We start from the raw sequence: 13,806 nt of genomic DNA, 5'->3' as shown, positions 1-13,806 counted from the left end.
CCTCAGGAATTTGCGGCGGCAGGGGTGGTCGCGTTCAGGACCTGCGAAATCGTGGCGCGAACAACGCGGACCTTGACGCCCTGCGCGATTTCGACGGTGACTTCACCTTCCTTGACATCGGTCACCTTGCCGATCAGCCCCCCCTGGGTGATGACCTGATCGCCCCGCTTCAGCGCCGCAACCATGTTTTTATGTTCCTTCATGCGCTTTTGCTGCGGGCGCAGGATCAGGAAATACATGATCACGAAGATCAGAATCAGCGGGATAAACTGCGTAATAGCGGCCGCACCGCCGGCGCCACCGGCGGCTTGCGCATAGGCAGGAGAAACGAACATCGGCGGTCCTTTCGGAAGGTCAGGTCAGAAGGAGTGGGGCCAGAAAGCCCTGAATTGCCGCGCAACCTAATCTTCACAAGCGTCAATGGCAAGAAAGCTGCCAAATCTGTTACTTGATCTGCGGCTGCTGTGCATGGTGGACTTGCCCCGTCCGCTATGGCACCCCTGATCGCGAAGGAGATCGCCATGTCTGACAGTGCCGCCCTGAAGCAAGGGTCAACCGACCGGAATCAGGACGAAATCACGCGCCTGATCGACATTATGGCGGCGCTTCGCGACCCTGAATCGGGATGTCCGTGGGACATCGAACAGGATTTTGCCTCAATCTCTCCCTACACAATCGAAGAGGCCTATGAGGTGGCCGATGCCATCGCACGCGAAGCATGGGACGAATTCCCCGCAGAGTTGGGCGATCTGCTGTTGCAGGTCGTTTTTCACGCTCAGATGGCCAGCGAAAAGGGCATGTTCGACTTTGCAGACGTGGCCGCAAAGATATCTGACAAGCTGATTGACCGGCACCCGCATGTCTTTGGCGACGAATCGCGTGACAAATCAGCGGCCCAGCAGGTTAAGGATTGGGAAACGATCAAAGCGGCCGAGCGTGCTGCCAAGGCCGAAAAGGGCGTGTTGGACGGGGTCGCCCTGGGTCTTCCGGCACTTACGCGCGCGGTGAAGCTGCAAAACCGCGCCGCCCGCGTCGGATTCGATTGGCCGGGCGCGGAACATGTGCTGGACAAGATTGCCGAGGAAACTGCCGAATTGGTCGAGGCCCGAGAAAGCGCTGATCACGACCATCTGACCGAGGAATTCGGCGACCTGCTGTTCGTGGTCGCCAACCTCGCCCGCCATCTGGATATCGACCCCGAAGAAGCGCTACGGGGCGCCAATGCCAAATTTACCCGCCGTTTCCGCTTTATCGAGGCGCAGCTTCAAGCGCAGGGCCGACGCCCGGATGAATCGAACTTAGCGGAAATGGATGGTCTGTGGGATGACGCCAAGCGAGCCGAACGCGAGGCATCCTGATTCGCGCGATCTTCCAGCAAGCGTCGCGTTTTCCGACCGGAAAGGCAGTCGCGCTTGGCCTAATACTGCCCGTCAAACCCGCCTGAACGACATATAGGTCGGTGTCCGCTGCTCGCGCAGCGCCTTTTGTTCATAGCGGGTAGACAGCCAGTCCGGCCAAGCGACGGCACGCAGGCTTTCAAGTTGGAAACCTGCTTTCGGCACCTCTTCCAGCGTCTGGCGGACATATGATGGAATATCCGTGGCGACGCGGAACTCTGCCCCCGGTGCCATGACCCGGTGCAACGGCAGCAAATGCTCTGGCGTGACAAAACGCCGGCGATGATGCCGTGTCTTGGGCCATGGATCGGGATAGTTCAGAAACGCCTTTGAGATCGAGCCATCGGGCAGCACATCCATCAGATCGCGCGCATCGCCGGGATGCACGCTGACATTCTCCACCCCAGCGGACTTGATCTTTCCCACCAGCATGGCCACGCCGTTGATGAAGGGTTCACACCCGATGATGCCCATCTGCGGATAGGTTGCGGCCATATGGACCATATGTTCGCCCCCGCCGAAGCCGACCTCCAGCCAGATCGGGCGGTCGTCACCGAAAATCGCGGCGGGGTCGATTGGCGTGCGGTCAGGGTTGTCCTGAAGCGTAATCCCGGTGGGCTGCAACGGCCCCAGATCCTCGGCCAGATAGCCCTTCTGGCTACGACGCAGGGTCTTGCCATGGCGTCGGCCGTAGAAATTGCGGTGGGTCGGATTCGGATCGAAGGGCTTGTCAGACATGGGCGCAGCATGTGGCAAGCCGCGTCGCATCCGTCAAGCCGCGAAGATCAGCGGAAACGGCGCCACACAGCGATAAGCACGAAGGATGCCAGATACATCGCAATGGCGTAGAGCGCAGGCGCGACAGTCATTTTCTGCGCGTCCGCGACCCAAGTTATTGCAAGAGGAAGCGCAAAGTTCTGCATAAGCAGCGACAAGCCTATCGCCTCGCCCTTCGCGGCACCCAACATTCGACCCGCACCCCATGCGAACAGGCCGCAGCAGAATGCGATGGTCAGCGAAAGGAAGAACAGCGAAATGTGACCCCATTCAAACCATGACCACAGCGTCGCCAAAACCGTCAGCCCCGTCAGCGCAGAGGCGTAGACCATCATCCGGCGCTCCATGGCCTGCGCCAGATTGGCTTGCAAAAGCGGCAATGCAAGCCCCAGCAACAATGGTATCACATAAGCCAGCAGAATAAGTTGCACCAGCCCCGGGAAGAGCTGATCCAAACCTAAAGAGAAGAACGCGATCAGCGACGTGAAGGACGAACACAGCGTCAAGGTCCGCGCCAGACCCAAATTCCCGCCTGCAAGCCCTACGAAAACATGGCTGCTTACAGTGGCCGGTGCCAAAGCAACAAGGACGAGGCCAAATCCCTCTGACGACGCGGGGACGATAGCCTTGGCAAGCATCGCAACGAAAATCGGCATCAGCAGCGACTGCAGCGCAAGGCCAAGCACCGTTGAACCGGGCATCTTGGCGACGCGCTGCAAGTCCCTGCCACGCAGACCAAGACCCGTGGCGAACATGGTCAGAGCAAGAGCGATGACCGCCAGATATGCCGTCGCAGTCATCGCGTCCGCCTCCAAGACGTGTCTAAGGCTGCCGAGCCTAACTGCTGCGCCATTCAGCGATCAAGGCGCCAGTCGGCTTATGATGACCGTAACCTCTGGCTTTTTGCCGATTTCTTCCATGGTGACCTGACGGGTAATCTTGCGCACCGCGTCCTCGATCTTTTTGTCATCCGCAACGGTCTTGGCATCTGCACGCTCCAGGAATTCGGCCAGTTCAGACTCGATCTGCTCGGCAACCGGCTGGTTGGAGCGCCCGCGTTCTGCCAGGCCCATCGGTTCGACCCAGGCGTCCGGGAAGGGATTGTCCTCTTCATCAACGATCACGCTGACTGTGACATGACCGTTCAGTGCCATGCGGATCCGGTCGCGGATCACGCCGTCAAACGCGCCTATCAGAACGGACCCGTCAAGATAGATTCGTCCCGCTTCGACGTTGTCGACGATCTCGGGCCTGTCGCCCGTGATATCCACCACAGCACCATTCGTCGCGACGATTGAGGCAATGCCCTTCTCTCGCCCGATTTCCGCGTGTTCGCGCAAATGCATGTGTTCGCCATGCATTGGCAGCAGAATTGCAGGCTTCAGCAGATCGTGCACCGCCTCCAGATCGGGCCGGTTGGCGTGGCCGGAGACGTGGAATGTCCCGTCCTGCCCGTCAAACACATCGACACCAATTTCAGAAAACTGGTTCATGATGCGGATCACGCCTCGCTCGTTCCCCGGAATGACGCTGGAGCTGAACAGGAAGCTGTCACCCTCTTGCAGGCGGATACCAAGATAGGAACCGCGCGCGAGTTGGGCGGAGGCCGCGCGGCGTTCGCCCTGACTGCCGGTGACGATCAGCATGACCTCATTTCGGGGCAGTTCTGCCGCCTCTTCAGGGCTGATCGTGTTCGGAAAGTCGGACACAACACCGGTTTCCTGCGCAACCTGTGTCATCCGGCGCATCGAACGGCCAAGCAGACAGATCTTCCGGCCTGCCGCCACGCCTGCCTCGGCCAGCGATTTCAGGCGCGCGACATTGGAGGCGAACGTTGTCGCAGCGACGAGATTCGGTTGCGCCATAACGAAGTCCAGCAGAGGGTTCGCCAGCAGCGCCTCTGACCGGCCGGGATGCAGGTTGAACACATTGGTGGAATCGCAGGCCAGAACCTTTATGCCGCCCGCTTCGCCGGCAATCTCGTGCCACAGAATGGGATCGAAGGCTTCGCCGACAACCGGCGTTCCGTCCAGTTTGAAATCGCCGCTATGCACGATCCGACCGGCAGGCGTATCAATGATCAGCGCGGAGCTTTCGGGGATCGAGTGGCTGATCGGCACGAACTGGACTTTGAACGGCCCAGCCTCGACGACATCGGGCCGTGGTTCGTGGATGCGCACGGCATCAGGCGAAAGGCCACGTTCTTCCAGCTTCATCTTCGCCAACGTGCCGGTGAACTTCCGGCAGTGAACCGGCTTTTCCAAGCGGTCCCACAGCAGACCAAGCGCACCGACGTGGTCCTCATGCGCGTGGGTGATAAATATCGCCTCGATCCGGTCCTTGTTGGCCTGCAGCCACGCCGTATCGGCCATAATCAGATCGACACCCGGTGTCGTGTCCATGTCGCCGAAGGTTACACCCAGATCGACGACGATGAGGCGTTCCTTACCTTTTGGCCCATATCCATAGACATAGGCGTTCATGCCAATTTCGCCTGCGCCGCCAAGCGGCAGATAGATCAGCCGGTCAGACATTCCCCGCCTCCTTGTTATAATCGTAGATGAGCCGCAGCCCGTGGACGGTCAGATCGTCTTCGATGCTGTCGAAAACATCCGTTCCCTGTTCAAACAACGGAGCAAGGCCGCCGGTTGCAATAACCTTCATCGGCCTGTCCTGTTCGTTGCGTATCTGGCCGATGATGCCCTCGACCAGACCAATATAGCCCCAAAAGATTCCTGACTGGATACAGGCGATCGTATTCGTGCCGATCACGCGCGCGGGCTTGGTGACATCAACATGCGGCAAAGATGCCGCGCCCATATGCAGCGCCTCCAGGCTAAGGTTAACACCGGGCGCAATCACACCGCCGACATAGGCGCCATCGTCCGCCGCGACGTCAAAGGTCGTGGCGGTTCCAAAGTCGACGACGATCACATCACCGCCGAGGCGCTCATGCGCGGCCCATGTGTTGACAATTCGGTCGGGCCCGACGGTGGCACCGGAATCGACACGGGGTTCTGCCGGAAGCAGGCAGTCAGGCTTGCCGACCACCAGCGGGCGCGTGTTGAAATAGCGGTTACAAAGCACGCGCAGATTGAACACGACACGCGGAACCGTCGAAGAGATAATGCAACGATCAATATCCAGTTCGAAATGGGTCAGCGAGATCAGCGTCTGCAGCCAGACATAATACTCATCCGCGGTCCGCTTGTGATCGGTGGCGATGCGCCAATGCGACAGAAACTTTTCGCCATCCCAGATCGAGAAGACCGTGTTGGTATTTCCGGTGTCAATACAAAGCAGCATCAGAAGAATACATCCGCAGCAGGAATAAGTTGGCGTCCGGAGGCAGTGCTCAGAATAAGCGATCCGGCTTCGTCGATCCCGTCAAACCGTCCGACGAATTCAGCCGTCCCTGTCCGCGCCTTTATCGTTTCACCAAGTCGTGCGGCGCGGGCAAGAAAAGCATCGCGGATGGGGACGAAACCTTCGGTCAGGAAGCGTCGCTCCCACGCCGAGAAGCTGGGTGCCAGCAAATCGAGAAACTCTTCTGCACCGACCGTTATCCCGGTTTCCTCGCGCAGGCTCACCGGCGCAAATGCGGCCTCGGGATCGGTCGGAGGGGCCGAAAAAAGGTTCACGCCGATCCCGATGGCGAGTGCCGCGACCTCGCCGCCCTGCCCCGTACTTTCCAAAAGAATTCCGGCGACCTTGCCACCGTTCAACAAGACGTCATTCGGCCATTTCAGCGCCAGACGCGCCGATGGCCCAGCGGCCAGGCCAAGCGCATCATAAAGCGCCAATGCAGCAACAAAACTATAAAGTGCTGCGTTGGAGGCGCCGCCTTTCGGCCGCAAGACCAGAGAACCCGCGAAGTTCCCTTTCGGCATAGCCCAGTCACGACCACGGCGACCGCGTCCCTGAAACTGGTCATGCGTGATTATCCATGCCTGGCCGGCAAGCTTCGGGGCCATGCGCAGCGCTTCGGCATTGGTGGATGGGCTGCGCGGCAGGACATGCCGCGCAACGCCCTCAGGCCAGGGATGTTGATCAGCCACCGTGTTGCGCAGCGGGCGCAGCCGCTTGTTCGACGACGACACCCTCACTTAACATCAGCGCATCAGCCGCACGGCCAGCCGCACGATCCACCCCGAATGTGGTGATAGCACCCAGCAGAACGATTGCTGCCGAAGCCACAAGCATGACCACGGATACTGGTGCCATACGGCTGCCGACGGGTTCAATATCGGTACCGAAATACATGTAGTAGACGATGCGCAGATAATAGAACGCGCCGATAACAGATGCGATAACGCCCGCAACCGCCAGCCATGTCATACCGCCATCCACAGCCGCATTCAGCACGCCCAGCTTCGCGAAGAAGCCCAGCATCGGTGGCACACCCGCAAGGCTGAACAGCAGGATCATCACGGCAAAGGCCTTCACCGGCTCTCCATTCGCGAATTGATGCAGGCTGGCCAGATCGGTCACCGGCTCTCCATCCCGCTCCAGCGACATGATCCATGCAAAAACGCCAACATTCATCACCGCATAAATCGCCATGTAAAGCAGCATAGACTGCACGCCAAGCGCGGTACCCGCAGCCAGCCCCATCAGCGCAAAGCCCATATGCGCGATCGAGGAATAGGCCATCAGACGCTTGATATTCGTCTGACGGATGCCGGCGATGGAACCAAGGAACATCGACAGTACCGCCAGCACCGCAAGGATCTGTCCCCAATCGCCCGGCACCTGACCAAACGCATCGACCAGCACGCGCGCCAGCAGTGCCATCGCGGCAACCTTGGGTGCCGAGGCGAAGAATGCCGTCACCGGCGTGGGGGAGCCTTCGTAGACATCCGGCGTCCACATGTGGAACGGAACCGCCGAAACCTTGAATGCCAGACCGACCATCACAAAGACCATACCGAACAGCAGCCCAACAGGCAGCGTACCGCCATGCACAACATTGATGATCCCGGCAAAGCTTGTTGTACCCGCAAAGCCATAGATCAGCGACGCACCATAGAGCAGCATCCCAGAGCTGAGAGAGCCGAGAACGAAATATTTCAGCCCCGCCTCGGACGAACGCGAGGATTCGCGGCGCATTGCCGCCACCACATAAAGCGCCAGCGATTGCAGCTCCAGCCCAAGATAAAGCGACAGCAGATCACCGGCAGAGACCATGATCATCATCCCCGTCACGGACAGGGCGATCAGGATCGGAAATTCGAAACGCAGCATCCCGCGCCGCTCCATGTAATCGGCGCTCATGGCGACGACCGCGGCGGCGGAAAGCAGGATGACGATCTTCGAGAAGCGCGAGAATGCGTCAGAGATGAACATGCCGTAGAAGGCTTCGCCCTCGGGCGCGACGCCGACCTCTACATAGAAGGCGAGCGCCAGCAGGACCGCGACCGTGGCCCACAGAATGGGCCGCGCAATCGCATCCTTGCCGAAATAGGCCCCGGCGAGCAGTGCCAGCATGGCATAAGCCGCCAATAGGATTTCCGGCATGATGATCGTGAAATCAAGCGAAGTCATGACGGTCCTCTCAGTGCTCTGCCGTGGCGGCTTCTGCCGCAGGTGTGGCCTCGACCATGCGATACGCAGCAGGATCGGCAGCCAGGTCTTCCGTCGCGGCAGCGTAGTTGTTCACCAATGCCTCGACGCTTGGGCCGGTAATGTCTATCACCGCGCGCGGATAAATCCCCAGCCACAATGTCATGACCACGAGCGGCACAAAGATCCAACGCTCTCGCGGGGTCATATCGGTGATTGTCTTCAGGCTTTCCTTGATCAGCGATCCAAGCGTGACCCGGCGATATAGCCACAGCGCATAGGCAGCCGACAGGATAACGCCAGTGGCCGCCACGGTTGCGACCCAGGTGTTTGCCCTGAACGTGCCAAGGAGTGTCAGGAACTCACCGACGAAGCCAGAAGTGCCGGGAACGCCGACATTGGCCATCGTGAAGAAAATGAAAATCAGCGCATATTTCGGCATGCGGTTAACCAGACCGCCATAGGCGTCGATTTCGCGTGTGTGCATCCGGTCGTAGATCACGCCAACACACAGGAACAGCGCCCCGGAAATGAAACCGTGCGACAGCATCTGGAAAATGGCGCCGTTAATGCCTGCCTGATTGGCGGCAAACGCACCCATCGTTACGTAGCCCATATGCGCTACGGAAGAATAGGCGATCAGCTTCTTCATGTCCGACTGCGCCAATGCCACCAGCGAGGTATAGACAATGGCGATGGCTGACAGCCAGAACACCACCGGCTGAAAGATGTCAGAGGCGACCGGGAACATTGGCAGCGAAAAGCGCAGGAAGCCGTAGCCGCCCATTTTCAACAGCACAGCGGCCAGCACCACCGACCCGGCCGTGGGGGCCTGAACGTGCGCATCCGGCAGCCAGGTATGCACCGGCCACATCGGCATTTTGACCGCAAAGCTTGCGAAGAAGGCCAAAAACAGCAGCGTCTGCAATCCGCCGAAGATCGTCCAGCCCAGGAAATGCATCGGCTCGGACGAGAAATCGAATTCCAGAAGCTGGGCGATATCGGTCGTGCCGGCGGCGCGATACATCGTGACCATCGCCACAAGCATCAGGACCGAGCCAAGGAACGTATAAAGGAAAAACTTGAATGCCGCGTAGATTCGGTTCTGCCCGCCCCAGATCCCGATGATCAGGAACATCGGGATCAGACCGGCTTCGAAGAACAGATAGAACAGCACCAGATCGAGCGCGACAAACACGCCGATCATCAGCCCTTCCAGTACAAGAAAGGCAATCATGTATTCCTTGACGCGGCTTTGCACCTCCCATGTCGACAGGATGGTGATCGGCATCAGGAAGGTGGTCAGCATGACAAACAGGACCGAAATGCCGTCAACGCCCAGCTTGTAGCGCAGCCCCATGATCCAGTTCCGATCCTCGACGAACTGGAAGCCGGTATTGGCCGGATCGAAGCCGAACAGAACGTAAAGCGAGATCACGAAGGTCGCGGAAGTGGCGATCAGCGCCAGCCATTTCGCATTGCGCCGCGAGGATTCGTCATCGCCACGCAGAAAAACTGCAAGGATCAGGGCAGCAACGATCGGCAGGAAGGTGATAATCGAGAGAATATTGGTCATCTTACATGCTCCCGCGCATCATCACCCAGATCAGCAGGCCAAGGATACCTGCCACCATGGCGAGCGCATAATGGAAGATGTAGCCCGATTGCAACCGGCCAGCAAAGCGCGCCAGTCGCGGGATAAGCCCCATCGTCACACCATTGATGCTGCCGTCGATAACCCTGCCATCGCCTTCCGTCCAAAGTACGCGACCCAGCCAGCGGGCGGGCCGGACGAAAACACGGTCGTAGATCTCGTCGAAATACCACTTGTTGAGCAGGAAGTTGTAAAGCGGGCGCTGCGTTGCGGCCAGCTTCGCCGGGGCTTCGGGATGGCGGATATACATCATCCAGGCGGTGAACAGACCGATCAGCATCGCGATGAAGGGCGAAACCTTGACCCATTTCGGCGCTTCATGGGCTTCATGGATCACGTGGTTGTCGGGATGCATGTAGATCGCACCACCAACCGGGGCCGGCACATCGGTGTTCAGCCCACCCTCGGCATGTTCCGCCTCTGCGGCGGCGGCGGGGGCATGTTCGCCTTGTGCTGAGGCTTCGGTCGCAACGGCTTCGCCACCCGCTTGTGCGTCACTGGCGTGCCCGGCAGGCTCGGCCTCCCCATGCTCGCCCTCAGCCGCTTCATGCGACTCGGCCCCACCGATATGGAAGAACTGATTGATCCGGTCGCCGAAGAAGTCCCCATACCAGACCATGCCCGAGAAAATCGCGCCGATGGCCAGAACGCCAAGCGGGATCGTCATGACGGGCGGAGATTCATGTGCGTGCTCATGCGCGTGATGGTCACCGCGTTCGGTGCCAAAGAAAGTCATGAACATCAGGCGCCAACTATAGAAGCTGGTCATCCCGGCCGCGATCACCAATGCCCAGAAGGCAAAGCCGTTGCCGACCCATGCGCTTTCGATGATGGCGTCTTTCGACAGGAAACCCGCGAAACCGAAATGGGTCAGCGGAATACCCACACCCGTAATAGCCAGCGTTCCGATCATCATCGCCCAGAAGGTCAGCGGGATTTTTTTGCGCAGTGCACCGTAATTGCGCATGTCCTGCTCATGATGCATCGCGTGAATCACCGAGCCCGCACCAAGGAACAGCATAGCCTTGAAGAAGGCGTGGGTCAGCAGGTGGAACATGGCGGCTGAATAGACACCAACACCCGCGGCCACGAACATATAGCCCAGCTGTGAGCAGGTCGAATAGGCGATAACCCGTTTGATGTCGTTCTGCACCAGCCCCACGGTTGCCGCGAAGAACGCTGTGCAGGCACCGATGATCGTGATGAAAAGCGACGCAGAGGGCGCAAATTCGTAAAGTGGCGACATGCGGCAGACGAGGAATACGCCAGCCGTAACCATCGTTGCCGCGTGGATCAGCGCCGAAACAGGTGTCGGGCCCTCCATCGCGTCGGGGAGCCATGTGTGGAGCAGAAGCTGCGCCGATTTACCCATCGCGCCGATGAACAGCAGCACACCAACCAGGTTTGCCGCATTCCAGTCGGTCCAAAGGAAATGGACCGTTGTTTCTGCGACTTCGGGAACCTGCGCGAAAATCTCGTCGAAATAGATCGAGCGGGTCAGCCACCACAGCGCGAAAATCCCCAGCAGGAAACCAAAGTCCCCTACCCGGTTAACAATGAAAGCCTTCATCGCGGCAGCGTTCGCCGACGGCTTCTTGTAGTAGAAACCGATCAGCAGATAGGACGCGACGCCCACGCCTTCCCAGCCGAAGAACATCTGCAGCAGGTTGTCGGCGGTCACCAGCATCAGCATGGCGAAGGTGAAGAAGGACAGATAGGCAAAGAAGCGGGCTTTGTAATGCTCGCCCTCGGTCCAGTTATCGTCATGGGCCATATAGCCCATCGAATATAGATGGACGAGCGCCGAGACGGTTGTCACAACGATCAGCATGATCGCCGTCAGCCGGTCCAGACGGATCGACCAGCGGGAAACGAAGTCGCCCGAAACGATCCAGTCGAAAACCGGAATGTGCTGCGTGACACCATCGAAGCCGATGAAGACGATCCATGACATCAGACAGGCGAGGAAAAGGATGCCGGTGGTCAGGATCTGGGCTGCCTTTTCACCGATGATGCGCCAACCAAAACCCGCAATCAGCGAGCCGACGAGCGGACCGAAGAGGATGAACTTTTCCATGACTCAGCCCTTCATCACGTTGACATCTTCCACGGCAATCGTACCGCGGTTGCGGAAGAACACCACAAGGATGGCCAGACCAATCGCCGCTTCCGCTGCCGCGACAGTCAGCACGAACATGGTGAAGACCTGACCGCCCAGATCGTTGAGATGTGTAGAAAAGGCGACGAAGTTCACGTTGACCGCCAGCAGCATAAGCTCGATCGACATCAGGATGACGATCACGTTCTTTCGGTTCACGAAAATGCCAAAGATGCCGGTGACGAACAGGATCGCCCCCACCACCAAGAAATGCCCCGTTCCGATCATCGTATCGTCCCTCAGTTCGTGTTCTGGCGCCAGCAGGCCCCGGTCGTTCTTATCTGACTACTCGCCGCCATACGCTCGGCAAGAACAGGTTTCTTCGGTTTCCCGCAGGTTCAGCATATTGAAATCGTTCCGCGCACGACACAGGGCGCGCACGGCATGCCTGACGTCAGCCTTAATGCTTACCGCCCCTGACGCCGATCTTTTCGCTCGCTTGTCCCTTGTGAAGGCCATTGCCCCCGCTTTCGCTTGCTTATTGAGTCGCGAGACGGACAAACCGCCACGCGTTTGAGGTGCTTACTGCCAGAGAAGATCGGAATAGTGAAGCTGGCACCCGCAACTTACCTGCGGATTTCCAGTCATCTTTGCTGTAGTCTCGGTGCCTCAAGAGCTCGGTTCTCCAAAAAGCAACGTCGCAATTTGCTCCGCCATATTAGTTCGCCGCCGCGAAACGCATCAAAGAGGATTCTTTTCTTAATCACCCTCTGCTCTGTGCAGCAAAACTCCGACCGCTACCACCGATAGGGCCGCGAAGAACTTCACAGCCCCTGACCCGGTTTAACGTCGCGCAGCTCCAACTGCTTCTTCGGATCGGTCCACATCTGTTTCAGCACATTCTGGCGCTTGATGTCGCGGCGATGGCGGATCGTCAGGACGATTGCACCGATCATGGCCACCAGCAGGATCAAACCGGAAATCTGAAACGCCAGGAAGTAACGGTCATACAGCACTGTCCCGATCGCGTTGGAGTTGGAGATATCGGACGGGATCGGCGCGGCCAGTTGCGCGTCGGCACCCGGTGCGGTCTGCCAGCCGGCAAAGCTCATCCCCAGCACGGTCAGCAGTGCGACGGCGATCAGGATTCCTAAGGGAAGGAAGCGCGCAAGCTCGCCCCGCAATTCCGCGAAATCAACGTCGAGCATCATGACCACGAACAGGAAAAGCACCGCAACCGCGCCGACATAGACAATGATCAGCAGCATGGCGACGAACTCAGCGCCCTGCAAAACGAACAACCCCGCGGCGCAAAGAAAGGTCAGGATCAGCCAGAGCACCGAATGAACCGGGTTCTTCGACATGACGACCATAAAGCCCGCGAGGCAGGCGATGGCGGCGAACAAATAGAATGCGAAGGCGATCATGCCTCGTCCTCCTCGTCATAGACGCTGGCTGCTATGTCCAGTGCCTTCTGCATGGCAGGCAAGCCCGCGAACATGCTCATCTGGTAGATAGTTTCCGCGATTTCGCGCTTGGTCGCACCAGCCTCAAGCGCCTGACGGATCGTCAGCCGCAATTGCGGTTCAGCCAAGGCGCCCTGCACCGTGATCGCACCGATGGTCAGCAAAAGCCGGGTCTTTGCGTCCAGCCCTTCACGGTTGAAGGTCTTACCAAACCACATTTCCAGTACATCGGCAGGCATGGTCGGGATCAGCTTTTCGAAGGCCCGCGTATCTACCTGCTCAAGCGCCGGGTTATAGGCACGCGCCATTTCCTGGCCCGATTGGACCATCTGCTGGAACAGGCGTGTGAAAGCATCGTTCATCGGTAGGGCGCGTCCAGATAAAGGTTGCGGGCAATCTCTGCCTCCCAGCGGTCACCGTTCTCAAGCAGTTTCTGCTTGTCGAAAAACAGTTCCTCGCGGGTTTCGGTGGCGAATTCGAAATTCGGCCCTTCGACAATGGCATCCACCGGGCAGGCTTCCTGACAGAAACCGCAATAGATGCATTTGGTCATGTCGATATCATAGCGCGTCGTCCGGCGGCTGCCGTCATCGCGTGGTTCGGCGTCAATCGTAATGGCCTGCGCCGGGCAGATCGCCTCACACAGTTTGCAGGCGATGCAGCGCTCTTCCCCTGATGGGTAACGCCGCAGCGCATGCTCCCCGCGGAAGCGCGGGGACAGCGGGCCTTTTTCGTGCGGATAGTTGATGGTTTCCTTCGGCGCGAAGAAATATTTCACCCCAAGGCCAAAGCCTTTGATGAAATCCCACATCAGGAAATATTTGGTCGCGCGGGCGAGGTCGAGGGCCATGA

14 protein-coding genes are annotated in these 13,806 nt (G+C 58.8%); 1 reads left to right on the top strand and 13 read right to left on the bottom strand.

All coding sequences use genetic code 11. The annotated features are described in order from the left end of the window. Positions 1 to 2 precede the first annotated feature (2 nt). Positions 3 to 335 (bottom strand): preprotein translocase subunit YajC, encoded by a 333-nt coding sequence (gene yajC, locus PAF20_RS02035; RefSeq protein WP_271072094.1) that lies wholly within the window; start codon positions 333 to 335, stop codon positions 3 to 5. Positions 336 to 521: 186 nt separating this feature from the next. Here yajC and mazG point away from each other — a divergent pair, with 186 nt between their 5' ends. Continuing rightward, complete coding sequence (mazG, locus tag PAF20_RS02030) at positions 522 to 1,358, top strand: nucleoside triphosphate pyrophosphohydrolase (protein WP_271072093.1); 837 nt, start codon at positions 522 to 524, stop codon at positions 1,356 to 1,358. A 72-nt stretch (positions 1,359 to 1,430) separates the two neighbouring features. Here mazG and trmB read toward each other — a convergent pair whose 3' ends face one another. The 12 genes from trmB to nuoI all read right to left on the bottom strand — a co-directional run bounded on the left by trmB (position 1,431) and on the right by nuoI (position 13,804). After that, positions 1,431 to 2,135, bottom strand: a complete 705-nt coding sequence (gene trmB / locus PAF20_RS02025; protein WP_271072092.1) for a tRNA (guanine(46)-N(7))-methyltransferase TrmB — start codon at positions 2,133 to 2,135, stop codon at positions 1,431 to 1,433. A gap of 47 nt (positions 2,136 to 2,182) precedes the next feature. Then, a complete protein-coding gene (locus PAF20_RS02020; protein ID WP_271072091.1) occupies positions 2,183 to 2,974 on the bottom strand; it encodes a hypothetical protein in 792 nt (263 codons plus the stop codon). Between the two features lie 60 nt (positions 2,975 to 3,034). Then, entirely contained in the window at positions 3,035 to 4,708 is a 1,674-nt protein-coding gene (locus PAF20_RS02015) for a ribonuclease J (RefSeq protein WP_271072090.1), read from the bottom strand. Then, positions 4,701 to 5,480 (bottom strand): type III pantothenate kinase, encoded by a 780-nt coding sequence (locus PAF20_RS02010; RefSeq protein WP_271072089.1) that lies wholly within the window; start codon positions 5,478 to 5,480, stop codon positions 4,701 to 4,703. The genes PAF20_RS02015 and PAF20_RS02010 overlap by 8 nt, the downstream gene beginning before the upstream one ends. Beyond that, a complete protein-coding gene (locus tag PAF20_RS02005; RefSeq protein ID WP_271072088.1) occupies positions 5,480 to 6,232 on the bottom strand; it encodes a biotin--[acetyl-CoA-carboxylase] ligase in 753 nt (250 codons plus the stop codon). The genes PAF20_RS02010 and PAF20_RS02005 overlap by 1 nt, the downstream gene beginning before the upstream one ends. Then, a complete protein-coding gene (gene nuoN / locus PAF20_RS02000; RefSeq protein ID WP_271072087.1) occupies positions 6,225 to 7,718 on the bottom strand; it encodes an NADH-quinone oxidoreductase subunit NuoN in 1,494 nt (497 codons plus the stop codon). Before nuoN ends, PAF20_RS02005 begins: the two co-directional genes overlap by 8 nt. A 10-nt stretch (positions 7,719 to 7,728) precedes the next feature. After that, positions 7,729 to 9,312, bottom strand: a complete 1,584-nt coding sequence (locus PAF20_RS01995) for an NADH-quinone oxidoreductase subunit M (protein ID WP_271072086.1) — start codon at positions 9,310 to 9,312, stop codon at positions 7,729 to 7,731. Between the two features lies 1 nt (position 9,313). Beyond that, positions 9,314 to 11,467, bottom strand: coding sequence for an NADH-quinone oxidoreductase subunit L (gene nuoL, locus PAF20_RS01990; RefSeq protein ID WP_271072085.1), 2,154 nt, complete (start codon positions 11,465 to 11,467; stop codon positions 9,314 to 9,316). A gap of 3 nt (positions 11,468 to 11,470) precedes the next feature. Beyond that, positions 11,471 to 11,776, bottom strand: coding sequence for an NADH-quinone oxidoreductase subunit NuoK (gene nuoK / locus PAF20_RS01985; RefSeq protein WP_271072084.1), 306 nt, complete (start codon positions 11,774 to 11,776; stop codon positions 11,471 to 11,473). 536 nt (positions 11,777 to 12,312) lie between these two features. Further along, the gene (locus PAF20_RS01980) at positions 12,313 to 12,915 is read right to left on the bottom strand and encodes an NADH-quinone oxidoreductase subunit J (protein WP_271072083.1); all 603 of its coding nucleotides are present in this window, start codon (positions 12,913 to 12,915) and stop codon (positions 12,313 to 12,315) included. Then, entirely contained in the window at positions 12,912 to 13,316 is a 405-nt protein-coding gene (locus PAF20_RS01975) for a carboxymuconolactone decarboxylase family protein (RefSeq protein ID WP_271072082.1), read from the bottom strand. The genes PAF20_RS01980 and PAF20_RS01975 overlap by 4 nt, the downstream gene beginning before the upstream one ends. Then, positions 13,313 to 13,804, bottom strand: coding sequence for an NADH-quinone oxidoreductase subunit NuoI (gene nuoI, locus PAF20_RS01970; protein ID WP_271072081.1), 492 nt, complete (start codon positions 13,802 to 13,804; stop codon positions 13,313 to 13,315). The genes PAF20_RS01975 and nuoI overlap by 4 nt, the downstream gene beginning before the upstream one ends. Positions 13,805 to 13,806 lie beyond the last annotated feature (2 nt).

The organism is Paracoccus albus, assembly GCF_027913035.1.
GTDB classification, from domain to species: domain Bacteria; phylum Pseudomonadota; class Alphaproteobacteria; order Rhodobacterales; family Rhodobacteraceae; genus Paracoccus; species Paracoccus albus.
Note: the sequence above shows the minus strand (reverse complement) of the source record. Positions and strands in the feature narration are given on the sequence as shown.